The organism is Trichocoleus sp. DQ-U1 (assembly GCF_039961925.1).
Taxonomy (GTDB): domain Bacteria; phylum Cyanobacteriota; class Cyanobacteriia; order Cyanobacteriales; family FACHB-T130; genus FACHB-T130.
Genome location: NZ_JAMPKB010000014.1, coordinates 37119 through 61503 on the forward strand (window position 1 = coordinate 37119; position 24385 = coordinate 61503).

Below are 24385 nucleotides of genomic sequence, written 5' to 3' on the forward strand. Positions count from 1 at the left end.
GAAACCCACAGGCGTCAAAGGTAACAAATAATTGTCTTAAAACAGACCCAATGTCAGAGATTTGTCAATGGGGAAGGTGGCACCAATACCCAACCAGAGGGTAAAGAAGGTTCCAAACAGGAAAACCGCCGTGGCGACTGGCCGACGGAAGGGATTTTGGAATTTGTTGACGTTCTCAATGAAGGGAACGAGAATCAAGCCCAAAGGAATCCCTGCCATGCAGGCGATACCCAGCAGTTTATTGGGTAAAATCCGCAGAATTTGGAAAACAGGCCAGAAGTACCATTCTGGGAGAATTTCCAGAGGAGTGGCAAAGGGGTTTGCCGGTTCGCCAATCATCGCTGGGTCAAGCACAGCCAGACCCGTACACAGTGCAATCGTCCCCATAATTACTACAGGGAAAATGTAGAGTAGGTCGTTGGGCCAAGCGGGTTCGCCATAGTAGTTATGACCCATGCCTTTGGCAAGTTTTTCACGTAACTGCGGATCGGTTAGATCCGGCTTTTTTTGGGTTCCCATTGTTGTATGTGTTCTCCTATGCGTTTTGAAAGCTTTGAGCTAAGCAAGAGGCAAAGTGGTCAGGGGGTAATAGGGGGATAGATGATGCAGGGAAGAAAAATGACTTTCCCACTTTCTCTCCTCTCCCCATTGGGCGTTGGACAGGGGCTGGATATCTCTTGCCCTGCTGTAGGGACGGAGATATCCCGTCTCTACAGCACTCAGTACTTTTTACAATGGGCCAGAGATGCCTTGCTTGCGAATCATCAAGAAGTGTAGCAACATGAAGACGGCAATCAGCCAGGGCAGCACAAAGGTATGCAGGCTGTAGAAGCGTGTCAGAGTGGCTTGTCCAACGCTGGAACTCCCGCGCATCAGCTCGACGATTTGATCGCCGACCAAGGGAATCGCAGCAGGGACGCCAGAGACAATCTTAACGGCCCAGTAACCAACCTGATCCCAAGGAAGTGAATAGCCGGTGACGCCGAAAGAAACGGTGATCACAGCCAGAGTCACACCCGTCACCCAGGTCAACTCGCGGGGCTTTTTGAAACCGCCGGTGAGGTAAACCCGAAAGGTGTGCAAAATCATCATCAGCACCATCATGCTGGCAGACCAGCGGTGGATGGAGCGAATCAGCCAACCGAAGTTGACGTCCGTCATCAGGTACTGGATGGAGGAAAAAGCCTCGGTGACGGTCGGCTTGTAGTAAAACGTCATGGCGAATCCAGTGGCAAACTGGATCAAAAAGCAAGTCAGTGTAATTCCACCCAGGCAGTAGAAGATATTTACGTGGGGAGGCACATACTTGCTGCTGACGTCATCGGCAAGCGCCTGAATCTCCAGACGCTCCTCAAACCAGTTGTAGGCTTTTGAATCAGTTACCTGCTTAGAAAACATGAACCCAGAGTTCCTAAAAATTTATTGCTGTTTTTGACACGAGCCAACCCCATGAGACAGTTTTCCGCTCTTTTCGGGGGCATGAAGCTGCAATGGGGATCGGTAGACACCGCGATAGAGAGAAGTCTAGGCGTAGCCTCTACAAAAAATGTAACATAGCCCGAAAGGGGGATTCTGTGTCATGCACAAACGAGTGTTAAGGGTTGTATTCGTACTAATCATACAAACTATCTTTACGTTAAGTTGGTGGACTTCGCCAGCGATCGCTTTAACGGAGGAACAGCAGCTTTTATCGGAAGCATGGCGAATTGTCAACTATGCTTACGTGGATGACAGTTTCAATCAACAAAACTGGTGGATGGCTCGTCAGAAGGCGATCAAGCAGCCTCTGTCTAATCGTGAGGCGACTTACACGGCAATTCAAAATATGCTCAAAACTCTGGAAGATCCGTTCACGCGGTTTTTAAAACCCGACCAGTACCGAAGTTTACAGGTGAATACTTCCGGAGAGCTTCAAGGGGTGGGACTGCAAATTGCCCTTGATGCCGAGACGGGCGAGTTGCAAGTGGTGGCACCGATTGACGGTTCGCCTGCTGCGAAGGCGGGAATCCGATCGCGCGATCGCATCCTGGAAATTGATGGCATCCAGAGTGCCCAACTGACCCTCGATGAAGCCGCCGCGAGGATGCGGGGCGCTGCGGGCACAGAGGTAAGGCTCCTGATGCAACGGGAGACAAAAACGCCTGAAGAAATTACGCTAGTGCGATCGCGAATTGCCCTCAACCCCGTTTATGCAGTCTTAGATTCCAGCAGTTCTCGCCTCCCGGTGGGTTACATTCGCCTGAGCCAGTTTAGTGCCAATGCCCCAACTGAGCTGGCGAATGCCGTCACCAAGTTGGAGAAACAAGGGGCACAAGCTTATCTGCTCGATTTGAGAAATAATCCAGGAGGGCTTTTGCAGGCAGGCATTGAGATTGCTCGGATGTGGTTGGATGAAGGCACGATTGTCTATACGGTCAACCGACAAGGCATTCTGGGCAGTTTTGAGGCGTCTGCACCAGCTCTTACCCACGCTCCTCTCGTTGTTTTAGTGAATCAGGGAAGCGCCAGTGCTAGCGAGATTCTGGCTGGGGCACTTCAAGACAATGGTCGTGCCCAATTGGTAGGCGCTCGAACTTTTGGCAAAGGCCTAATTCAATCTTTGTTTGACCTCTCAGATGGGTCAGGATTGGCAGTAACGGTTGCCAAGTACGAAACGCCAAACCATCACGATATCAACAAGCTTGGCATTACGCCAGATCGGGAAGTGCCTCTGGAGCCAATTACGCTTGACCAGGTGGGTACGGAAGCAGACCAGCAATACAAAACGGCGTTGGAGGTGTTAACCGCTAATGCGGTCGTTGCGGATGCGGCTTGATTCAGGAGTTAGGACTGAGGACTGAGGACTGAGGGCTGAGGGCTGAGGAGTTAGGACTGAGGACTGAGGGCTGAGGGCTGAGGAGTTAGGAGTTAGGACTGAGGAGTTAGGAGTTAGGACTGAGGAACTGAAGAGGCACAGGTGCTTCAGGGGCAGATGGATTGAGAGAATTCTTGCTTAGTGCTTGGTCCGTGCTTGGCACCGAACACAACGACTATAAACATTAACGGATATCGCCTAACGGCTGATAATAACAGCCTTCAGTTTTTTTATTTCTGTTGTGAGTAATACCAAAATCGCAAAAAAAGAAAATCTAGATAAAACTTAATAGTGCATTTACCGAAGCGAGTGCAGTAAGTTTGATTCCACAATGAAAGAGCAGTGTAAATTGGGAATCAAGCAATGCTCGGCTTGAGTGGAAATAGATTCTAGAAAAATCTGAGGCTGAGTGGGTTTTAACTGCGATCGCACGGGCCCATGCGATTGCTTAATTTTTAAGGCACGCCTACCACTGGTGAGAGTTTTTACCCCTAAATATAGCGATCGCGCTCATGGTTTTCCTGGCAAACGATCTTAGATACTCTATCAGTCGGTCAACAGTTTTATCTGTTGCCCACTCATTGCTGAAGTTTTTAGCTTCACAACCAGATTCCAGAGTGGTACTCATCGCCGGGGGTAAGTCTGACTTTACTCCGAGCGACCTGTGCCCGGAGAGACAATCAAAAGGAGCGCGGTGCGGGTATGCATCCCCAGAAGCAGGTGCTTTGGGCTTGCCGGAGCTGCTGACCCCGCCCAACTGTTTTTTGAATCTGGCAATGGGGAAGCCATCAGCAACCCATTGCGAGAATAAATGTGAGAATCAACACAGATGGTTGCCTTGTTCGTTGAAGCTGCGGAAGTTAACTCGAACCCTTAGCTCAACTCCAGAGACTCAAAGCAAGGTGCCCTCGTTGGTAATTTTGGGACTGGGCGATCGCTTCAATGTGATGTTGCACAGCTACAAAACCACTGAGAATTCTGAACTAAACGCCAATCCTTACGAGCTGTGTTTTGGCTTCGATCCGGCGATTGTGGGCAGTATTTGCGCCGAAATTTCTCGCGGGTTGCACTTAACCCCAGAAATCTCCCCTCTTTTCGAGCGAGCCATTGCCGATTGGTTCCCTCAACCCAATCTCCCAGCTTTGCAGAGCGAATTCACATCAACGCTGGTGAGTGCTATCTTAACCAGTCAAATTAGCACTCAGACTCCAGAAAAAGCAGATACAAATGCTTGTAGCAGTGCTGGGGCGAGTTTAATCGGCAATCCTACAACCGACATTCAGATTAAAACCGCCTTGTTGAGGGAGCCGGGAATCCAGGCGCACCTTGTCCAACCCCCCATTCCCCAGGCTGTAGTGCCGAGTTGGCAACAGCCAGAAAAGTTACTCCAAGAACTGCTACGAATTAGCTGGTCAAGCCAGGGAGCGCAGGTAATTTTGCAGCGTTCGGCGGTGTTGATTCAAGAGACTTTTGGGGTTAGTCGGTGTTTAATTGCGTTCTATAGCGCCAAAGATGAGCGTACCTTGTGGAGCGCGATCGCCCACGATTCATCTATCCCCCTTTCGGCTCGGCAAACTCACGATCCTGAATGGGCAAACATCGAACAGTGCCTTCTCAAACATCATCAGGGCAATCCTTGGGCAACTGAGCGAAACATTGGCTCAACGGCTGCCGAATCTATCTTTTTGACCTGGTTGCATACACACCCGCAGAAAATCGAGCCGCGAGAGATGGCATCTCTACACGGTGCGTCTGGACTGGTTGGGTTGCTACTGCTTGAGCAATGGGATGAGAAGCGGGAGTGGCAACCGGGAGAGCGGCAATTACTGCATCTGGCGCTGCAATTGGTAGAGCGAGGACACAACCTGGCGACGCTTTACCAGCAAGCGGAGGAACGAATTACTCATGCGGCGCTATTAAATCGGCTGGTTGCCCAAATCCGGGCCTCTTTAGAACTGTCCCATATCTTTGAAACGGTGACGCTGGAACTGGGTCATCTTTTGGTGGCAGATCGATGTTTGATTTTTCAGTATTTAGAGGAACAGCAGTGTTGGAAGCCGCTGACTGAGTATCGCGCTCATGCTGATATCCTCACAGCCATGAACTTGATCGTTCCCGATCAAAAAAACTGTTGTTCCAGAACGCTGCGAAATCTACAGGTTGTCCAGGTGAGCGATACGCGCTTAGTGGATGACCCGATGAATCGCTCTTTGGCGGCAAAATATCCGGGCGCTTGGTTGATGGTGCCAATTCACCGACAGCAAAAGATTTGGGGCTGCTTAACCTTCGCTCAGGATCAATTTCCCCGCTACTGGCACGAGTCGGAGTTAAGATTTATCACGACTGTTGCCGACCAACTAGCGATCGCTATCTACCAAGCAACCCTTTACCAACAAATTCAGGCGCAAAACCAAACCCTAGAAGCCTTGGTACGAGAACGCACCGCTGAGCTGGAAAGTTTCTTTGATGCTCACCCAGACTACATTTTTGTGGTCGAGCGCGAGAATCTGCGTCTGCGCTTTTGCAATCATGCTTTTGCTCAAAGGATGGGGTTTGACAACCGATATGCCGTTCAGGATCGGTCGATTCTAGAATGCTTCCCGCCTCTGATTGCTAAGTCGTTTGCCAAACAAAATTTGCGGGTTTTTGAATCGGGAGAAACGCTACACGAACAGGAAACCCTAGTTTTCCCAGATGGGATTCACCACTTCGACACTTCCAGGGTGCCGTTGAAGCACTCTAATGGTGAGGTTTATGCTTGCTTGGGGACTTTCCGTGAAATTACGGAGCTAGTGGAGACGAAGCAGGCGCTATCTCTGAGAACCGAGCAGTTGCAAGATGCCTTGACTGCTGCGAATGCAGCTTCTCAGGCGAAAACTGAGTTTCTAGCAACCATGAGTCATGAATTGCGGACACCGCTCACATCTGTGATTGGGATGTCCTCCGCTTTAATGCAACCGTATTTTGGCGAACTGAGCGGAAAACAGAAAGAATATCTCAAGATTATTCACAATAGCGGACAGCACCTGTTGCAGCTGATTAACGATATTCTCGATTTATCTAAGATTGAATCCGGTAAGGCGTCTTTAACCCTCAGTCAGTTTTCTCTGCGTCAGGTAGGGATTGAAAGTTTGGAACTGCTGCAAGAAAAGGCTCAAGTCCAACAGGTGAAGCTAACAGGGGATTTCGCTGAGTTGCCTCCCGCCGATGAATTTTGGGGGGATGAACGGCGCGTGCGGCAAATCTTGCTGAATCTACTCTCGAATGCGGTAAAGTTCACACCACCAGGGGGTGAGGTATGGCTGCGGATGCAGTGTGAAAGTAACCAGGCGATGATTGAGGTGGCAGACACGGGAATTGGGATTCCGATGGAGAAACAGCATCTTTTGTTTGAGGCGTTTCAACAAATTGATAGCTCTCTGCATCGGCAGCACGAAGGGACTGGGTTGGGATTGGCTTTAACTCGCCAGTTGGTGGAGATGCATGGCGGCACGATTAGCTTCCATTCAGAGGTAGATGCGGGAACGGTATTCGTGGTTTATCTTCTAGCCCAAAATCCAAAGTGAAGGGGTGAGGGAGAATCGGTCGCAAAGAATAAATAAAATCTAGCGACTCCCGACTTTGTTTTCGGCAAACCTTCAAAACAATCGGTCGGGATATCCCCTGGGTTTTCTACAATGGAATGGGGTGTTCCATCCGATGTGTCCCGATTGGGTGGAGATGCACAAATGGTGTTAAGGATGGTGTCAAGGACAGCCAGTTGAAGTTTTACGTGCTGGATGCGGCTGTTCCTTCGAGGGGTTATAAGTCGGGATGGTGGCGCTGTATTCTGGAGAATCTGCTTGCACTTTGCTCTTTTAAGCAATTGGCTGGCACGTTAATTTCCAATCTGGAATGGCTAATTGCTAGCCAGTTAATTCTCCTGTAGACCAATTCAGATTTAGATCATGGAACTCTGGTTGCTCCTACTGTTACTAGGACTGTTTACTTACTTCATCGTGAAGCGCAGTGTTGCTAACATCACCCGAACCCCAGTCTGGCTTTTGTGGATGGTGATGATGACACCAGCATTCATTTGGAGTGCCTGGATTCTGGTCTACGGTGAAGATAAGCGAATGCCGCCAGCTTTGGAGATTTCTCCGTTTATCATTTGCCCGATATTGTACTGGCTGCTGATTCAGTGGGGTCGTCGAGATTTTACCCCGCCGCCAAAACCGCAAGAAATGGTGACGGAACAAGCTCAGAATCCATCTGAGGTACAGCCTGTTTCTGCTGGCGATGCAGGGAGTACCGTCCGTCCGATTGATAAAACGGAAGAAACTAATCTTCGCAATTGCTTTCCCTGGTCTATCTATTACCTCCAGAACATCGATTACCGACCCCAAGCGGTGATTTGTCGGGGGAAGTTGCGAACGAACCCGGAGGTGGCGTACCAGACAATTCGGGAGAATATTGAGGGATTATTTGGCGATCGCTTCTTTGTTGTTTTTCAAGAAGGTTTGAATGGAAGTCCGTTCTTTGCGTTGGTTCCCAATCCCCAAGCTCACTCGCAGGCACAGCAGCAAACCGAACCTTTAAAACGACCGGCTTTAGCCTTAGGGCTGCTGCTTGTAACTTTGTTTACCACTACTTTAGTTGGGGTGGAAATTTCAGAAGTTTCTAACGCCGCACTGCAATCTAACCCAGCTTTGCTGTTAAAAGGACTGCCCTATGCTTTGGCATTGGTGGCTATCTTAGGCATCCACGAACTCGGTCATTACCTGAGTGCCCAATATTACAAAATTCGCACCACGCTGCCTTACTTTATCCCCGTTCCTTTTTTCTTGGGCACATTTGGAGCGTTCATTGGGCGGCGATCGCCCGTACCCAGTCGCAAAGCGTTATTCGATTTGGGCATTGCTAGTTCCGTCGCTGGTTTTTTGGTGACGTTACCGCTATTGTTTTGGGGATTAGCCCACTCGGATGTGGTTGCTGTGTCGGAGCAGTCGAGTATCTTAAACTTCACTTCTTTGAATCCCCGGTTTTCCCTGTTATTAACTTTGCTAAGTAAATGGGCGCTGGGATCTGAACTGACAGCAAACATGGCAATCAAGCTTCACCCAGTGGGAGTGGCGGCTTATATCGGTTTTATCTGGACAGCGTTTAAGTTGATGCCGGTAGGACATCTGGATGGCGGTCACATTGTCCATGCCATGTTTGGACAACGAAATGGGGCGATGATTGGTCAAATTAGCAGACTGCTGATGCTGGGATTGTCTCTTGTTCAGCCAGATTTGTTTATTTGGGCAATATTCTTATTCTTGATGCCAGTTTCTGATGAACCGGCGCTGAATGATGTAAGCGAACTTGACAACAAGCGCGATCTCTGGGGATTGTTAGTTTTGGCGCTTTTAGTGAGCATTCTATTGCCAGTGCCAGGAAATCTCGCGCAGTTGTTGAAGGTTTGATTCAGATAATTGAGTAAAAGGTAATTGGTAATTGGTAAAAAGCTTTAAGGGGAGACGCGATTCATCGTATCTGAGTTATGAGTTGTGAATTCAAGAATTTTCTTGTAACTCATTACTTTCATTAGCCATTCGCAAAGGAATAAGAACAATGGAAAAACAGCCGATTCAGGTGATAGGTGGTGGTTTAGCGGGGACGGAAGCGGCTTGGCAAATTGCGAATGCGGGTGTGCCGGTAGTGCTGCACGAAATGCGACCGTTACGGTTTAGCCCTGCCCATCACTCCGAACACCTGGCAGAATTGGTGTGCAGTAATTCCTTTGGAGCAATGTCGAGCGATCGCGCAGCCGGTCTTTTGCATGAAGAATTACGTCGTCTTGGCTCAATGATTATTAGTAAAGCCGACGAACACGCGGTTCCCGCTGGGGGTGCCTTGGCGGTGGATAGGGGCGTATTTAGCCGCGAATTGACAGAAATCCTCGCGAATCATCCCCTGATTGAGTTACGACGCGGTGAATTGCGCCAAATCCCCACAGAAGGCATTGTCGTCCTCACCAGTGGCCCGCTAACCAGTCCCGATCTGGCTGAAGATTTGCAGCAGTTCACGGGCATGGAATACATGAGCTTTTTCGATGCCGCCAGCCCGATTGTGGTGGGAGAATCGATTAACCGGGATGTGGCTTTCTTGGCTTCTCGTTACGACAAGGGAGACGCGGCTTATCTCAATTGCCCAATGAATCGGGAGCAATATCTCCACTTTAGGCAGGAACTTTGTAAGGCTGAACAAACGGAACTGAAAGACTTTGAGCGGGAAACGGCTAAGTTTTTTGAAGCTTGTCTGCCGATTGAAGAACTGGCGCAGCGGGGGGAAGATACGATGCGTTATGGCCCGTTGAAGCCGGTGGGATTGTTTGATGCCCGTAAAGGCGATTTCCGCGCTCCAGAAAATCAGTCGCAACGTCCTTATGCGGTGGTGCAGTTGCGTCAAGAAGATAAGGCGGGGCAGTTGTGGAATCTGGTAGGATTTCAGACGAATTTGCGCTGGGGCGAACAAAAGAGAGTGTTTCAGCTGATTCCAGGGTTGGAAAATGCTGAGTTTGTGCGGCTGGGCGTGATGCACCGCAACACGTTTATTAATGCGCCCCAACTGTTAAAACCTTCTTTGCAATTCCACAAACGCGCCACGTTGCTTGCGGCGGGACAGTTGGTGGGGACTGAGGGCTATACGGCAGCGGCGGCGGGTGGCTGGCTGGCTGGGACGAATGCGGCGCGGCTGGCTTTGGGCAAAGATCCGCTAACGCTACCAGGAACGACGATGATGGGGGCGTTGTTTGAATTTATTAGTTCGGCGTCATCAAAGCATTTTCAACCAATGCCGCCTAATTTCGGAATTTTGCCGGAACTGCCGACTCGGATTCGCAATAAGCAGGAGCGATATGGAGTTTATCGCGATCGCTCTTTTGCCGATTTAGCGAGTTGGAAAGCTGCGGCTAAATTGCTCGTTCCCAAGCTGAGCTTGGAACGAGAAGCAACAAGCGCTTCCATTGAATAAGGAACGGGGATTTAATTAACCTCCCATTTTGCATAGGGAGATGGCGCTGCCATCCCCTACAGAATGGGAATGAGTGTAAGTGATTTGATCCACCTTCCTCAGTAGCATTAAGATCCCATGAGTCCGAAATAATAACTTGCAGCAACTACGAGAATTGTTAATACTCCGATTGTCGTGCTGATAAGAAATTGCTTAGAGGTTTTTTGATTAAGCTCCTGTTTGCTTTCACCTTGCTCAGTGGTAGCCCCACGATTGGTTGCTTCGTTAGTTTTCATGGTTGTTAATGGTTTATGGTTATTTATTACCCAGTTTGCTACAATCTCAAAAAACTTCATCTAACTTAAGAATTATCAAGATAAGGTATACAGCGATACTTAATAGCTTTATAGTCGGTTGTCTGGCAAACGGAACTGGTTGCTTAAAAATGGACTTTAATAATCTTTTGCTAAGACTTTTTTAGGCTTTGAATTTCCTGAAGCAGCTTGTATAAATATTTTTTTTATGGTAGGTTTTTATAATGGGAATCTGTGCGCTCAGGTAAATTGTTTCTCAATTAGCCGTACTGCCTCTACAGCACCATTAGGATAATCCGCAGGGCGATTGGATACCTGATTTTGCAGCATTGCCACAGTCGCGATCGCGTCCTCAATCTCTTCAACACAGTAGGCGCATCGCAAAGCCCTAACCTTTTGACGGTCATATAGCCGTTTAAAAGCAAAAGCGACTAACGGGACGCCCACCGCTGCACATTCATAAACTGTGTTATAACCAGCGCCGCCGACAACGACATCAGCCGCTGGGAGGCATTCAATTCCTGGCGAGTATGACACCCAGAACTGCGGCGGACATCCCTCTGGACAGACGGGTGCTAAGACACGCACCGTTGCCTCTGGAAACGCTGCATCTAGGTGAGTTGATAACTTACCAAAGAAAGATAATTCGGAAGCTTGTCCGGCGGCACAGACAAGGATAATCTTTTTTCTAACTCCCGCCGGTGGGGTTTGTTGAATAAAAGCGAAGCAACTTCTGCCCCCCTTCTTCTTGAAGGGGCGTTGGCGTAGCCGCAAATTAGATCCGCTTGGGCGATCGCAATCCAGACCAAGTGCATTCAGACCCAGTAGCGATCGCGCCTTTTTTCTATCTGGCAGTTCCTCAGCATTGCGAATTAACCAGGGACTGGTGTAATAGACAATTGGTAAATCTGCTAGCGGCGAATCTTCTCCATCTCCCGGCACAATAACCGCATCAAAGTTTTCTTTAACAAAAGAACGCAACTCAAAACGGTGAATATAAGCTGGGGTGATATCGCGGTGAACTAAAATTCGGGGAATGTGCTTTAACTGGGGCAAAATATCTGCCAATTCACCACCCAACCCGCGAGGAAAAGTATCGACAATTAAACAGTCGTACCGGGTGTTTAATAAAACATCCCGTACTTGTTCGCAAGTCGCCGCAAAACCAACGTCAGGTGCAATGATTTGCACATCGCAACCCTCACCGCCCAAGTAAGTTGCATAAGGGGTATTCGTAAGAATTTTGACGTGATGGTAACGGGTAGCCATTCGTCCGAGAGATAAGCTACGGGTAAGATGTCCCCAACCGCCTCCCAAAGCATAAATTAACCAAATTGACATTTTGGAGTTTTCAACGCAAAGAACACAAAGGTAAACGCAAAGGTACGTTAAGGAATCGTTTTTTCTTGGTGTGCCTCTGCGTTATCTTTGGCGTCCCTCTGCGTTAAAAATTTAACTTGCCCCCATATCCATCTCAAAATCGGCATCCATTTCCCCTTCTAGACTCATATTGTCTGCTTCGGTGAAATCGACATTGCCAGTTTCCGGGTCATAATCATAGCGATCGCGGTTGTCATAGTAGTTGCTGCCCCAATAACCGCGATTGTAGTTACCATATCCAGAGTAATAGGAATAATCGTAGTAATAGGGGTTATTATCTGGGTAACTACAATAAGGACAGCCAATGTTTGTAGTGCGTCCGCAGCGACGTTTGAAGAGAAATCCCACCATGCGATCGCATTCTTCACTTGCAGCCATCCCCGATGAACTGGTAGCCTGACTGCTGCTGGGATTGAGTTGAATTTCGTAGGGGCCAATTTGCAAGCGATCGCCATCTATTAGCGTACTACTGGGCAACCGGACGCTGTTAATTAAGGTGCCAGTACTGCTATTTTGATCGACTACGATTAACTCGCCATTCGCTACATCAATTAGAGCATGATATTCAGCCACTTGCTCGTTGGCTAACACAATTCTAGCAACCCGATTGCCATCAATTTCTTGGGGCATTGAGGCAAATTCTCGGCCCAAGGCGACAGGCGTTTCTAACATGGGTTCTCGTCTTTCGCCGGTGGCTGGATCTATCCAACTCAGTTGAATTTGCAAGGATTATTTCCCTCCCGAACGATTAACTGCGTAAGCTAAAGCGGCTTTTTGTTCTTTGCTTAAAACGTCGAACCCGAAGCTAGCGATCGCAATTGCGCTTACCTGAGATTTTGTAGAAAAAACTGGTTTGTCGGCTGCATTGATCAGAGAAGTTTTACCATTCTTTACTTTCACCTTGTAAAGCGACTGTTTATCCGGTGACTCAACCTCAAAACCGTAATCTCGCGCTTTAATTCTGTAAATTTCTTTATCTGTCGCATCTTCTAACTTGTAATCTCCATCATTCTGTCTTCGCAAAACATACAATTCTTTTGTTTGATCTGCATTCTCAATCTTCCAGTAACCCTCTCTTTTTACAACGTAGCCTAAAACTTGATCGGCAGGATTCTTGATTTTTACTTTCCCCCCACCATCAACATTAAATCGAGCTAATTCTTTGTCCTTTCCATCAAGCAATTTAGCCCCATCCGCCTCTGGTTTCAGGGCAAAATCTTCCGCACCCCCCTCTTGTTTAAATTTTATCTTCTCTGTATTAGTCGTCACCGCTGACGAATTATTTTGAGTAATTGGAGATGTTTGCGGGTTAGATGTTGTAGATACTTCTGGTGCCTGCTTAACAGAATTACTACAAGAAGCTAGCAGTATTACCGCTGCCAAAGCTAAGCCGGAGAAAAATGTTCTGTTCATGTTATTCATTGTTCAAGTTTCCACCAAAATCCTTTCTTTATTTAGTAACAGTTTGCATAATTAATGTTCCGGATTTTTGCAAACAAACTAAATATGTTTTTACTTTTACTTACTTTGCCTTAGATAACATCCGAGCTAAATTTAGAACTTGATACAGGCTGAGAAACATCATCGTGATAGTTTGATATAATGTTTCTTCGTTCCAAGGCATCGAAGGTGGCATTTTCACGACTAAGTTTATTCCCTTATCCGTCACTCTCATCCGTTTTACCTTAGTCAGTTTTGGAATTTTTACTGCATTCACAGCTTCATTGTTCAGAACTTTGATTGCCCCGTACCGTCGTTGCGGATAAGTTAAATCCAGACTGATATCTAATCCCTTGGCTTTCGATTTCGTTTTGTATTTTGATTTGCCGCTTCTAGAAGTTTTCCATCCATAAGCGGTCTGATTTAGCTCAGAAGTTGTTAATACAAAACGAGTTTTATCTAAAAATTGTCCTTCCATTTTTAGCCAATCATCTTGGAAAATATCTATTTTAAATCCTGATTTCGAGGGATGGGCAACTGTTTTAATCTGCTTAGATTTTTGATGGGCTGGACTGAGATCTAAATGAACACTGACCTTAGCTTCCTTATCCATATCTCGCTCCAGCATTCCCAAAATTTTTTCCGTTAATGCATAGCGATGATTTGGTAAATTTAATCGGCTATATTTACTCCTCCTTATTCCTGCATAAATCGCTACGATCGTACATCCTAATCCAACAAACAATAATAAAATAGTTACAATATTTCCAAATAATTGAAACCCATCTCCCATCTCTCCTACAACTATCATTAAAATGAACGCTATAACAATTGAAGTAATCGCACCAATAACACATTTGGTTGCTAAACTTCCAAACTCTGTTTGCTTTGCCTCCGAGGCTCTATCTAGGGTTGCCATTTCCCTTAAGTCTTTGACAATATCAGAAACAGCAGCCGTCACCGAATAAGTCAGAGATTTGCGAAAGGTTTCTAAATTTATTGACATTTGTAATAAAAATTCAATATCAATGAATCGGGGATTACGGAAGGTAGCGATCGCTTACCTAAAATCACACTCAAACGCTTTGATAACAGATACGTTCTCGGAAGTGGTAATTATCGTTACAAAAAGTTAGAATCTTAGGGCAAAATTGAGTCATAGTTTAGTTGATGAACGATTCTAGAATAGTTTACGTTTCTTTTGATACCGTACCAGCGCCCAAGGGAGCCGCAATTCATATTTCTGCTTTTACTCAAGCTTTGGCAGATGCTTTTGGCGACATTCAGCTAGTGACAGTTTCCCCGACAGCCTACGCAGTAAATCAGAGGGAATCACCTCATGTTATCCAATCCATGTTACCTGCGCTAGGAGATACGTTAATTAATCGAGTGCTTTATTTTCGCGCGATGCTGGGCAATTGGTGGCAGAATCAGTGGTTTGAGACAGTGCATATCCGTTCTATTTATGAAGGATTTCCCATTGCCCTGAGCAAAGAAAAATTATGTAAGTATTTAATTTTTGAAGTTAATGGATTGCCATCCATTGAACTCAAATATCGCTATCCAGCAGTGGCAGAAGATCGGGAATTATTGCACAAATTAAAGGCGCAAGAAAAAATTTGTTTAGAAGCATCAGATTTAATTTTAACGCCTAGTTCCGTAACCAGAGACTATCTCCAAACAAGAGGGGTTCCCGGCTCAAAAATCCGCGTCATTCCCAATGGAGTTGATTTAGATATATTTACTTATCGTCCTTCAAAATTTAGGGATGCCGAGTATCCAAATCTTCCCTATCAGGACAAGGAAACGCCACTCCTACAGATTGAAAATGATTCAATAAAGACTCAGCCTCGATTTCAGGTGTTATATTTTGGGACATTTTCCCCTTGGCAAGGGATTAATCTTGCTGTTGAAGCACTGGCACTTGCTGACCGGGATTTTTCTACTCAATTAACAGTCATTGGACAAGGTCGCGACTTTCAGATTTTAGCCTTAAAACAGCTAGCTTTAAAACTAGGAGTAGCAGAGTCTCTCACGATTTTAGACCCTGTATCGCAAGCGGAACTCGTCCAAAAAATTCATGCATCTGATGTAATTTTGGCTCCGTTGACGCCCAATGACCGAAATCTGGTTCAGGGTTGTTGTCCTTTAAAAATTTTGGAAGGAATGGCGACAGGTACGCCGGTAATTGCTAGCGATTTACCTGTGGTGAGAGAATTGGGTGTGGATGGGGTACATTTCCTGCTCGTCAAACCAGGTTCTGCAAAGGAAATTAAAGATGCCTTGCTGAGGTTAAAAACAGAACCGGAATTGGCAATAAACTTAGCAAGGAATGCCCGTCAGCAGATTGAGAATGATTACACTTGGAAACACGCCGGTGATGCTTTGGTAGCAGCTTATGAGGAACTTGGAATTAAACGATCGATAACAGTTTGAAGCCGCTGATTTTCATGTTTTAGAGAAAATTCAGCGAGAATGCGATCGCGCCCTGCCCTCCCAATCTGACGCCTAGCACTTGGAGCTAAATCCAAGCACTCCAGCACCGCCTCACCCAGTCGATGTAACTGGGAACGAGGCAGCAAAAAGCCACTTTTTCCATGCTCAATGATCTCTGGAATCCCACCCGCATCGCTGGCAATACAGCAACAACTACAGGCGATCGCTTCTAGCAGCGCATTCGGCATCCCCTCCCATACCGACGGTTGCAGATAGACATCACACAGCCGCAGATGCCCCGCTACCGCCGCAGGACTCGCTAAATGTCCAGTGACAATAACCCGCTTGGCGTCTTCTGGATGCTGAGTCGCATACAGTTGTAGTGCTGCTTCTTGAGACGCCCGCACTTCCCCGATAATTAACAAACACGCAGGACGTTGGGCGCGGACTGTGGTTAAGGCATTCAGAAGAAACTGCTGCCCCTTCTTTTCTCGTAATTCCCCGGAAAATCCCAGTACCGCTTCATCAGGAGCAATCCCTAAAGATGCTCTCAGAAGGGATGATTCATGAGTTGCGCCGATAATGGGGGGCGAAAATACCCGCTCGTTGACGCCATTTTTCAAAACCATCACATCATCCCGCTGGGCGAGTAGCTGAATCTTTCGTGCCATATCAGCACTCACCGCCGTAATCAAACGGGCATTTAACAACGTCCATTGCAGTCGCGCAAAATCCCCCGGTGGAAACATGGCTCGATCGATATCATTCCCACGGGCGCTTACCGTGCTGGGAAGGCCATTTGTCGCTGCAAACCAAGTAGCTAAGAACCCACTGGGGAAGACATAGTGCCCCCAAACAGCATCGTACCCACGGCACTGATGCAGCCAGTCGAGGACATTGAGCGTATGAGGCATCGTCATATCCCAGTGGCGATATAGCCCCACCCGATGGACTTTGAGATGTTTGATAGTTTGGAAATTTTGACTTTCGGCGTGCCTAGTTGCCTTGCTAGCTACGTCTGAACTCTGGACTTCTCCCGGTTGCAAGTAACGACTCCACGCCACAACGTCTACTTCAATGCCCAACTGGCAGAGGGCGGCGGCGATGCGTCCGGCGCTACTCGCTAACCCGCCAATATCTGGGGGAAATCGTTCCGTGAGAAAAAGAAGACGTCTCAAGGGACTCTAAAGAATTGCTACTAGGACTGTTTAAAGTCTAAAGTCTAAAATGCGATCGCTCAGTTGTGAATCTGATTCCCTTAACGTTTTGTCTAACCTAGAGGGATTTCGTTTAATTCAGGAAAAATCTGAAAAACCCAGGAGGATCTTATTCCCTTTCTGCGAGCCATCAGCGGTCAACGGAATGAGACAACTAATCCCCATGAACGGGGATTAGGGGCAGGGAGCCGCAGGCGATGGTAGTGTGGGTTTTTTTGATCGAGGGGAATCCCCTCACCGCTATTCCTTCTCAGTCGCCCCCCTCAATCGCTACCAGCACCACTGTAATATTGTCTCTGCCCCCTTTATCTTTAGCGGACTCGACAAGGGCGTCGGCTGCCTTTTCCAAGGAAGTAACCTTGAGGTGAGTTGCAATCAACTGATCCGAGAGTTCTTCTGTGAGTCCATCGCTACACAGCAGCAGCCTGTCGCCTGCTTGCACATCCAGCGGTTGGATCTCAATCAAACGCAAATCTTTACGACCCAGACACTGAGACAATACGTGACGCCACGGGTGCATTTTAGCTTGTTCGGAAGTCAGCTCCCCGGCTTTCATCGCCCGTGCCACCCAAGTATGATCCTCAGTGATTTGCTCTAGAGTTGCCCCTCGCATTCGATAAAGGCGAGAGTCCCCCACATGAGCGACCCAAGGCTGCTGTTGGCGAAACATCACTACAACGCCTGTCGTGCCCATATCTGAGCGTTCTGGATGATTCGCTTGATCTTGTAAAATCGCCTGATTTGCATCCAAGAAGGCTTTTTCTAATAACGCTGGGCAAGTCTCGTCGGAATGCCAATGCTCATCTAGATAGGTGTAGATAGCCTGAGTGGCGATTTGGCTTGCCTCCTGGCCTCCTGCATGTCCTCCCATGCCATCAGCAACTATAAAAAATCGCCCATCAGGGTCGATATGGTAGTCATCTTGGTTAACGGGACGAAGAAGTCCCGCATCAGAGAGGCCCGTGGAGCGAGGAATCATATATTGTCTGCTGGCAACAGCAACTTTACTTTACCCGAATCAAAACATCCGATCAAATCGGTCGAGGCGCATGAGCAAGCGAATGAGGACAAACGCGATGGCAGATGCCCCCAGAGCAACCACGACTGCCAACCCGACATAACCCTGAACGAAGAGGATGGTGGCTGACAGAGTGAAGGCACTGATGAGCAAAGTATAGTTGGTTCCTAACTGAATACTGCTCATTCGCCGAAGAATGCGATCGCTCTCAATAGAGCGCACTCGAATTCGCAGGTCGCCCTGCTCTAATTTCTCAATCGTATCCTCAATCCGCCTGGGCAAACTCAAAGCCGTACTGCTAACTTGAGCCGCTTGCCGTCCTAATTCATTCAAGAAGCTACTACTACTATTACTGCCATTACTATCTGCCATAAGCTGCATTGCAAAGGGTTTTGCAACCTCCATAAAGTTAAATTCCGGGTCTAAGCCTTTTCCAACCCCTTCTAAAGTTGAGAAGGCTCGCATCACAAAGGTAAAAGTCGCCGGAAACCGAAAAGGTTGGTCGTAAGCAATTTCATAAAGGTCTTCACTAATCTGACTCACCGATTGGTTTTCAAACGGCTTGTCCATAAAGTGATCCAGCATATACTGAATCGATCGCCGTACGGGTCCCATATCATCAACCGCTGCCAGCGCTCCCATTTCGACGAGCGAATGCATCACTCGGTCGCCATCTTTTTGAGCAATGCCAAACAGCGTTTCCATTAGTTGCTCGCGAATGTTGGACTTAATCCGCCCCATCATGCCGAAATCATAGAAAATTAGGGCACCTTCGGGACTGACTGCGATATTGCCAGGATGCGGGTCGGCGTGGAAGAAGCCATCGTTGAGCAATTGTTGCAGGTAAGCTTTAGCACCCAGATGAGCCAGTTCCTTTCGATCTAGCCCTGCTGCTTCTAGCGCTTCATAGTGACTAATTTTGATGCCCGGAATGTACTCAAGAGTGACAACCCGTGGCGACGTATATCGCCAGTAGACACGCGGCACTTTTACCCAATCATAGGCGCGGAAGTTGCGGCGAAACGTATCGGCGTTGCTGCCTTCATTCAGGTAATCAATTTCTTCCCAAAGAATTCGGCTGCACTCCTCATAGATTCCCAGCCAGTCACGACCCCGACCCCAGTCAGGATGGTTTTGAAAGAAACGGGCAATTCCTCTAAGAATTTGCAAATCAACCGTAAACAGCTGCCGCAGTCCGGGTCGTTGTACCTTGACCACGACTTCTTCGCCGCTGTGGAGAGTTGCTTTATGTACCTGTCCCAAGCTAGCAGCCGCCAGGGGGATCGGGTCAAAAGTGCGGTAAAGCTGCGAAACTTTCTTGCTGAAGTCCTTCTCAATCAACACCTCAGCTTGTTCGTAGCTAAAAGCAGGCACTTTGTCTTGCAGCTTAGAAAGTTCCTCCACATACTCCACAGGGAATAAATCGGCACGGGTGGAGAACAGCTGCCCAACTTTAATAAAAGTCGGCCCTAGGTCTAAGAACGTCTCTCGAATCCAAATCGCTTGTGCTCTGCGTCTGTGGGCTTGTTTTTCCTCTGTAACTCCGCCCGGATAGCTCCAAGATTTGTTGTAGCGCCAGAGCTTAAACAATAAGGTTAAAACAAACCCCCAAATATCTACGAAGCGCCGTTGATGGGAGTAACGTTCGCGGTTCCACCGATAAGCCTTATCCTTACGGGCTTTATCAGCGGCACGCTGGGCACTCGGCGTGCTAGCCGCGTATCGCTTCAGTTTAGAGTCATTAGGATAGGCTGACACTCGGATTCCTAAGTCTGTTTTTTCAAGTAATTGGGGCGATCACAGTTGAGGTTGTGAGTTTTGGATAACTAACAACTCACAACTGAACTTTTAACTGAATTCCCCCTCAGCACGCGAACAGAGCGCTGCGCTCTCAGGATTTATACTGAGCTGCTGCGATAGCGTTGTAATTCGGCGCGAAAGCGAGCGACTTCTGCCCGAAGTTCATCAATCGTCGCTTGCAAATCTGTTGTTTGGGTGCCTTGAGGCACAATGCTGGTAGTGGTTCGCCCCCGCATCACCGTTTCAGCTTGGGCGTTAGAGCGTTCGGTTACTCGTGAGGTGAAGTGCCGCAAAGACTCTCGTTGTTCAGCATCAAATTTGCCGAGTTCTGAGAGAGCATGGGTGACGGCGTTTTCTACCTGTTCATTGAGAGCTTCTGCAACCGCTCTGCCGACAAAAAAGGCATGAACTACAGGATTCGTCATGAAAAAATCTATTTGTGCGTCCGAAACAAATTATAACTTGCTTGCTCTCGATACTACATACAGCCTAGGTTACAGCTTAGGCTTTGGCAGTGTACCTGAGGAAGGTGGTACGGGTGCGACAACAGCAGCGGGGGGTGATAGCAGGTTAGCGTTGGACGTGGGATCGGGGGTGTCTGAGATGGGCCAGTCGTCGCGGGGTGGAAAGGATTGTTCGGTATGCAGGATAGAAGATCCCGGTCCCATTGCTCCGTTCAAGCGAACTGCCAAGCCGAATCCAGCACCCGTACAGGTAGCGATCGCAGCGGTCATCATCAGCCCTCTGCCTAGTGTCAGTTTGGGAAACTTTAAGTTTTGTAAGCTAGGAAGGTTCGCTGACGAGCCAAGCTTTGTAGAGACGCGATTCATCGCCTCTGGAATCTTGAAACTCTCTAGCGAGATTTTCAGTTTGGCAAAGGCAATCGGGAAGTTTGCCCGTATCGCTGTTTTGAGTTTTTTCGGGGCAGCACTCACTTTGGCTAGTCGAGTTTTGTAGGGGCGGGTTTTGCCCGGTCGCTTCACATCCTGGCTAAGATTCCAGTTCACTCCGCTAGCAAGCGATATCTTCGGTTTCGTGTTGCTGGCTGGTTGCGGCTTTTGGGGGGCAGGCTGAGATTTGGGGATTACAGGGCGACGAGCCGTTTGGGTCGCGCGGGGAGCCTGTGGAGCCTTGCTAGCTGGCAACAGGGAGAGCCAATCTTCTACTTTTTGGGGACGCTTCTCGGCTGCGATTTCTAAGCCACACAAAATCGCAGCGATCGCAGTCGGGCTGAGTTTGGGTTGAATTTCCCGTAAATTTGGCAGAGGGATGCGATCGCGTAACGGTGCTGGAACCGGCGGTTGACCCGTCAGCAAGCAATACAAACTTGCTGCTAAAGCATAGACATCTGTCGCTGGGGTGAGTTTTTCCTGGGAAAAATATTGTTCGATTGGCGCATATCCGGGATTTAGTAAACTGGCTTGGGTTTGCGTCACTCCCGCCGTCAATTCAGCACAAAAACCAACGTCAATTAGCACTACATCATCAGTCCCTTGACGCCGGATGATGTTTTGGGGTTTGACATCTCGGTGCAGTAACCCTGCCTTGTGGATAACCGTTAAGGCACTGCCAATTTGACGGATATAGCCAAGGGCTTGGGCTTCTGGCAAAATCTGACCCGCTGGCAGCGATTGGGCCAGGGTCTGCCCCGGTATGAACTCCATGACGATGAAACATCGCCGGGATTCCTCAAACAAGTCGAGAACCCGAACCAGGTGAGGATGCTTGCAGCGAGCAAGGCGACGTGCCTGGGTGAGAAATTGCTGCCCAAACCGCTCAAAATCAGGATGAGTCCGCAGACTGTCGTTGAGGGTTTTGATGACGACCGCTTTCCCCGACTGAGTATGAGTCGCCCGGTAGGTGATCCCAAAGATACCTTGACCCAGTGGGGCGTCGAGGACGTATTTGCCGTTCTTCAGGACTGCTCCAGCCGTTAAGTTCATTAAAGATTTGTTACAGTTTTCCCAACTATGCTACCGTCTTGGTACGAATTTTGAGTCCCAGGAGGGAGGGAAGCGGCGGTTGATTACCGGGCTTGCTTAGGGCGGGTGTTTCCGCTCCTAGATTTGACTCTTAGCCGCTTCAAAGTGGATAATACTCTGCCAAAAATTTTTCAGCATCAGCGCGATCGCGGATTTCTCCATCCAGCGTTGCTGCCAACAGACGATCTAACATGGGTTTAAATTCACGCCCCGGTTTGTAGCCGAGGGCTTTCAAATCATTGCCGTTTAATATCGGTTGAATATTCGCCCAGATAGTGAGATATCGCCAAATTAGCCGCCGAATCAGACGCGAATTTTTGACAGCAATCAAAATCAACGTAGGCAATTCGTACCGTCTCAGCAACACGACAATTTGACTGGGTCGCTGACATTCGGGCAAAAATTTCACCACATCCGCTCGATCCCGATCGAGTTGCTCTAATCGTTCGATACTATCTGTCGGTAATTGAAGATTGATTGCCACTTTCGCGCGATATTCGCCAGCGAGGTAGGCAATTAAAATTTCTAGACGCATCTGCCAATGATCGAGGGTTTTCTGGGGATCAAATCGGCGCAGACACCGATCTAGTAAACGCACCTGCTTCCATAATGGCTCATCTAACTCTAGCGTGGGATGGAGGCACCGCAACGCCCCCAGATCGGCAAGTAACTGCAACGCGGGTTTCCAGTAGGGCGCTTGGAGGATGTATTTGAGTTCTGCTTTCAGCCGTGTTTGTAGCGCCGGAGCTTTGCTATTTTCAGAGAGCGATCGCTCATAAATTCCACTCTCTAGCGCATAGCGAATGTACCCTTCCGTCTGCGGTTCAATCTGAAATCCCAGGCGCACTGCAAACCGCACGGCGCGATAAATGCGCGTGGGGTCTTCGATAAAGCTATTGGCATGGAGGACGCGGATTTGGCGCGATCGCAAATCTAGCATTCCGCCAAAGAAATCCAATAATTCACCTGCGCGGGGTGGCGTCAGTCGCATCGCCAAGGCGTTAATGGTGAAATCCCGCCGATACAAATCTTGGCGAATCGAACTCGCTTCGACTTCTGGATTCGCGGCTGGGTAAGGATAAAACTCGGTTCGAGCCGTCGCAATATCCACCCACAGAGAGTCTAAAACTGGGTCATTGTGCCACAGTAGCGCGGCTGTTTGAAATTGACCGTGGACTTCCAGACGGGCATTTGGGTAGGTTTGTTGAAGTGCTTTCGCCAGTTCTACTCCAGCGCCGACATCCGCCGAGCGGTGAAAGCCATCTACCACCAAGTCAATATCTGAAAGCATCAGGGTTTCATGGGGATTGGCGAGCAGTAAATCCCGTACCCCTCCGCCGACCAAATGGAGATGCCAGCCGCGTTGTTCTGCCTGCTGGGAGGCTCTGGTGAGGAATTCCCATAAGGGGGGAGCCAGGCGATCGCGCAGAAGATTGGTGAGGGTGTAATGGAGATTCGTCGTGGGGAATTGGGAATGGGGAATGGGAGATTTTTCTGTCCCATCACCTGTGACGAATGCGCCATTCCCTCTTCCCTGATGCAACTGCCGCAAGACATCGGTGCGCGTCACCATTCCCACAAGCTGCCCATCTTGCAATACCGGCAAGCGCCCGATATCGTAAGTCACCATAATCGATTCAATCTCTGGCAAGGAAGTATCTGGGGTAATCGTCTTCAGATTGTTCGTCATGTAGCCTTTTACCGGGGCATGACTAAAGCCATGATGCAATGCCAGATCTATATCCCGCCGGGAAACAATCCCCACCAGTTGGTCTTCGGAATTCACGACCGAAAGACCAGAATGCCCATAACGTAATAAAATTCTCTGGGCTTGCTCAATTGTCGTGTCCGGGCGAATCGTCCGCACTGGCGATGACATCAGTTCCCGAGCTGTCAGCGGCTGGGGAATTTGATGTTTTAGCTGACTGACGAGCTGCTCCAGGGTTGTCTGGGAATCGACGCCGCGAAGTGTCACCGACGCCGCCTGGGAATGCCCCCCGCCACCCAGCGGTTGAAATAATTCATTGAGATTGGTGCCTTCAATGCGCGATCGCCCAATGACCGTGAATCGCTCCTCACCTCCATCCCCTACTGGATACGCCGCTGCTAATAGCAAAGCATCGCTTTCGCCCAGATCGAGCAGCCGAGTGGCAAGCGTTGACAAACCTGGAACGTAGTCAGGGGTTTTGAGCAGCACCCAAGAAACGGTATAGCCGCACGTTGTCGCTCTTTGCAAGTTGTCCAACGCTTCCGTCAACAGTTCCTGCAATTGAGGGGATAAACCTGGCTCAACATAATCGGCAATTAAGCGCAAGCTTGCCCCTTGTTCCATCAACCAAGCCAGCGCGATCGCATCTCTTGCCGTCGCCCCTTCATAAGTTAACGATCCTGTATCCACATGGATTCCCAACGCCATCACGGTTGCCTCAGAAGGTGTCAACTGGATGCCTTCTTGCTGGAGTTGCTCGGCAATCAGAGTAGTGGTTGCACCGACAGGCTCAACTTGGGTGCGGGTAGCGGGGATATCTCCTTCCCCATCTGGGTGATGGTCGTAAACGACAACTTCCCATAAATCCGGTAAATCCAGCCATTCAGACGCCTTTCCCACGCGATCGCGTTTTTGAGTATCCACAACGGCAATCGACCGAATCTGCTCTGGGTTCACAGCGCGACGCTCAATCAGCGCATACTCATCTCTATGCAAGGCTAAAAAATCCCGCACTGCTGGATGGCAACCGCCGGTCAGCACGACCCTAGATCCCGGCTGGAGACGGGTTAGCCCCACCGCTGCACCCAAGGTGTCAAAGTCCGCTGTTGTATGGCACAAAATCACATTCATCATTATGAGTCCTTAGTCATTAGTCCTTTGCCCATGACCCATAACCAATGACCCATGACGAATGACCAATGAGTGTCGATTTTTGATACGGTACTACTGTATAGAATTGCGGCTGAACTATTTCTATCCA

At 48.5% G+C, this 24385-nt stretch carries 19 protein-coding genes; 6 read left to right on the plus strand and 13 right to left on the minus strand.

The features are described from left to right. Window positions 1–36: 36 nt before the first annotated feature. Complete coding sequence (petD, locus tag NDI34_RS08255; RefSeq protein WP_190414392.1) at window positions 37–519, minus strand: cytochrome b6-f complex subunit IV; 483 nt, start codon at window positions 517–519, stop codon at window positions 37–39. 210 nt (window positions 520–729) lie between these two features. Next, the gene (gene petB, locus NDI34_RS08260; RefSeq protein ID WP_190430667.1) at window positions 730–1398 is read right to left on the minus strand and encodes a cytochrome b6; all 669 of its coding nucleotides are present in this window, start codon (window positions 1396–1398) and stop codon (window positions 730–732) included. 181 nt (window positions 1399–1579) lie between these two features. Between petB and ctpA the strand changes: the two genes are divergently transcribed. The 5 genes from ctpA to trmFO all read left to right on the plus strand — a co-directional run bounded on the left by ctpA (window position 1580) and on the right by trmFO (window position 9850). Beyond that, complete coding sequence (gene ctpA / locus NDI34_RS08265; protein WP_190414394.1) at window positions 1580–2815, plus strand: carboxyl-terminal processing protease CtpA; 1236 nt, start codon at window positions 1580–1582, stop codon at window positions 2813–2815. Window positions 2816–3471: 656 nt separating this feature from the next. After that, window positions 3472–6420 carry an ATP-binding protein gene (locus tag NDI34_RS08270; protein WP_190676464.1) on the plus strand — a complete coding sequence of 983 codons (2949 nt, stop codon included), beginning with the start codon at window positions 3472–3474 and terminating at the stop codon, window positions 6418–6420. A 116-nt stretch (window positions 6421–6536) separates the two neighbouring features. After that, on the plus strand, window positions 6537–6782 hold the full coding sequence (locus NDI34_RS08275; RefSeq protein WP_348232387.1) for a hypothetical protein: 246 nt from the start codon (window positions 6537–6539) through the stop codon (window positions 6780–6782). Window positions 6783–6801: 19 nt separating this feature from the next. Beyond that, window positions 6802–8301: a site-2 protease family protein gene (locus NDI34_RS08280; protein WP_348232388.1), complete on the plus strand. Its 1500-nt coding sequence runs from the start codon at window positions 6802–6804 to the stop codon at window positions 8299–8301. A 148-nt stretch (window positions 8302–8449) separates the two neighbouring features. Next, window positions 8450–9850, plus strand: a complete 1401-nt coding sequence (gene trmFO / locus NDI34_RS08285; protein ID WP_190689020.1) for an FADH(2)-oxidizing methylenetetrahydrofolate--tRNA-(uracil(54)-C(5))-methyltransferase TrmFO — start codon at window positions 8450–8452, stop codon at window positions 9848–9850. Between the two features lie 107 nt (window positions 9851–9957). On the opposite strand, the gene NDI34_RS08290 is transcribed toward trmFO, so the two are convergent. From NDI34_RS08290 to NDI34_RS08310, 5 genes are all read right to left on the minus strand, one after another. Next, entirely contained in the window at window positions 9958–10185 is a 228-nt protein-coding gene (locus NDI34_RS08290) for a hypothetical protein (protein ID WP_348232389.1), read from the minus strand. Window positions 10186–10383: 198 nt separating this feature from the next. After that, a complete protein-coding gene (locus tag NDI34_RS08295; RefSeq protein ID WP_348232390.1) occupies window positions 10384–11484 on the minus strand; it encodes a UDP-N-acetylglucosamine--LPS N-acetylglucosamine transferase in 1101 nt (366 codons plus the stop codon). 111 nt (window positions 11485–11595) lie between these two features. Further along, a complete protein-coding gene (locus tag NDI34_RS08300; RefSeq protein WP_190531688.1) occupies window positions 11596–12249 on the minus strand; it encodes an FHA domain-containing protein in 654 nt (217 codons plus the stop codon). A 3-nt stretch (window positions 12250–12252) separates the two neighbouring features. After that, entirely contained in the window at window positions 12253–12936 is a 684-nt protein-coding gene (locus NDI34_RS08305; RefSeq protein ID WP_348232391.1) for a hypothetical protein, read from the minus strand. 109 nt (window positions 12937–13045) lie between these two features. Continuing rightward, window positions 13046–13969, minus strand: coding sequence for a hypothetical protein (locus NDI34_RS08310; RefSeq protein WP_348232392.1), 924 nt, complete (start codon window positions 13967–13969; stop codon window positions 13046–13048). 164 nt (window positions 13970–14133) lie between these two features. Here NDI34_RS08310 and NDI34_RS08315 point away from each other — a divergent pair, with 164 nt between their 5' ends. Then, window positions 14134–15399: a glycosyltransferase family 4 protein gene (locus NDI34_RS08315; protein WP_190985352.1), complete on the plus strand. Its 1266-nt coding sequence runs from the start codon at window positions 14134–14136 to the stop codon at window positions 15397–15399. Here NDI34_RS08315 and NDI34_RS08320 read toward each other — a convergent pair. The 6 genes from NDI34_RS08320 to NDI34_RS08345 all read right to left on the minus strand — a co-directional run bounded on the left by NDI34_RS08320 (window position 15360) and on the right by NDI34_RS08345 (window position 24255). After that, window positions 15360–16577, minus strand: coding sequence for a glycosyltransferase (locus tag NDI34_RS08320; protein WP_348232393.1), 1218 nt, complete (start codon window positions 16575–16577; stop codon window positions 15360–15362). The two genes, NDI34_RS08315 and NDI34_RS08320, sit on opposite strands and share 40 nt — an antisense overlap. A gap of 289 nt (window positions 16578–16866) precedes the next feature. After that, entirely contained in the window at window positions 16867–17595 is a 729-nt protein-coding gene (locus NDI34_RS08325; protein WP_348232394.1) for a PP2C family serine/threonine-protein phosphatase, read from the minus strand. Window positions 17596–17634: 39 nt separating this feature from the next. After that, complete coding sequence (locus NDI34_RS08330; protein WP_348232395.1) at window positions 17635–19392, minus strand: AarF/ABC1/UbiB kinase family protein; 1758 nt, start codon at window positions 19390–19392, stop codon at window positions 17635–17637. A 140-nt stretch (window positions 19393–19532) separates the two neighbouring features. Beyond that, window positions 19533–19859 carry a DUF6825 family protein gene (locus NDI34_RS08335; RefSeq protein ID WP_348232396.1) on the minus strand — a complete coding sequence of 109 codons (327 nt, stop codon included), beginning with the start codon at window positions 19857–19859 and terminating at the stop codon, window positions 19533–19535. Between the two features lie 69 nt (window positions 19860–19928). Then, window positions 19929–21377 carry a protein kinase gene (locus NDI34_RS08340; RefSeq protein ID WP_348232397.1) on the minus strand — a complete coding sequence of 483 codons (1449 nt, stop codon included), beginning with the start codon at window positions 21375–21377 and terminating at the stop codon, window positions 19929–19931. Window positions 21378–21516: 139 nt separating this feature from the next. Continuing rightward, window positions 21517–24255 carry a CBS domain-containing protein gene (locus NDI34_RS08345; RefSeq protein WP_348232418.1) on the minus strand — a complete coding sequence of 913 codons (2739 nt, stop codon included), beginning with the start codon at window positions 24253–24255 and terminating at the stop codon, window positions 21517–21519. Window positions 24256–24385: the final 130 nt, after the last annotated feature.

Excerpts from the sequence above, each read along its gene's own strand:
- petD (WP_190414392.1), bottom strand. The coding sequence starts at position 519 with ATGGGAACCCAAAAAAAGCCGGATCTAACCGATCCGCAGTTACGTGAA.
- petB (WP_190430667.1), bottom strand. The coding sequence starts at position 1,398 with ATGTTTTCTAAGCAGGTAACTGATTCAAAAGCCTACAACTGGTTTGAG.
- ctpA (WP_190414394.1), top strand. The coding sequence starts at position 1,580 with ATGCACAAACGAGTGTTAAGGGTTGTATTCGTACTAATCATACAAACT.
- NDI34_RS08275 (WP_348232387.1), top strand. The coding sequence starts at position 6,537 with ATGGGGTGTTCCATCCGATGTGTCCCGATTGGGTGGAGATGCACAAAT.
- NDI34_RS08280 (WP_348232388.1), top strand. The coding sequence starts at position 6,802 with ATGGAACTCTGGTTGCTCCTACTGTTACTAGGACTGTTTACTTACTTC.
- trmFO (WP_190689020.1), top strand. The coding sequence starts at position 8,450 with ATGGAAAAACAGCCGATTCAGGTGATAGGTGGTGGTTTAGCGGGGACG.
- NDI34_RS08290 (WP_348232389.1), bottom strand. The coding sequence starts at position 10,185 with ATGAAGTTTTTTGAGATTGTAGCAAACTGGGTAATAAATAACCATAAA.
- NDI34_RS08295 (WP_348232390.1), bottom strand. The coding sequence starts at position 11,484 with ATGTCAATTTGGTTAATTTATGCTTTGGGAGGCGGTTGGGGACATCTT.
- NDI34_RS08305 (WP_348232391.1), bottom strand. The coding sequence starts at position 12,936 with ATGAACAGAACATTTTTCTCCGGCTTAGCTTTGGCAGCGGTAATACTG.
- NDI34_RS08310 (WP_348232392.1), bottom strand. The coding sequence starts at position 13,969 with ATGTCAATAAATTTAGAAACCTTTCGCAAATCTCTGACTTATTCGGTG.
- NDI34_RS08315 (WP_190985352.1), top strand. The coding sequence starts at position 14,134 with ATGAACGATTCTAGAATAGTTTACGTTTCTTTTGATACCGTACCAGCG.
- NDI34_RS08325 (WP_348232394.1), bottom strand. The coding sequence starts at position 17,595 with ATGATTCCTCGCTCCACGGGCCTCTCTGATGCGGGACTTCTTCGTCCC.
- NDI34_RS08335 (WP_348232396.1), bottom strand. The coding sequence starts at position 19,859 with ATGACGAATCCTGTAGTTCATGCCTTTTTTGTCGGCAGAGCGGTTGCA.
- NDI34_RS08340 (WP_348232397.1), bottom strand. The coding sequence starts at position 21,377 with ATGAACTTAACGGCTGGAGCAGTCCTGAAGAACGGCAAATACGTCCTC.
- NDI34_RS08345 (WP_348232418.1), bottom strand. The coding sequence starts at position 24,255 with ATGAATGTGATTTTGTGCCATACAACAGCGGACTTTGACACCTTGGGT.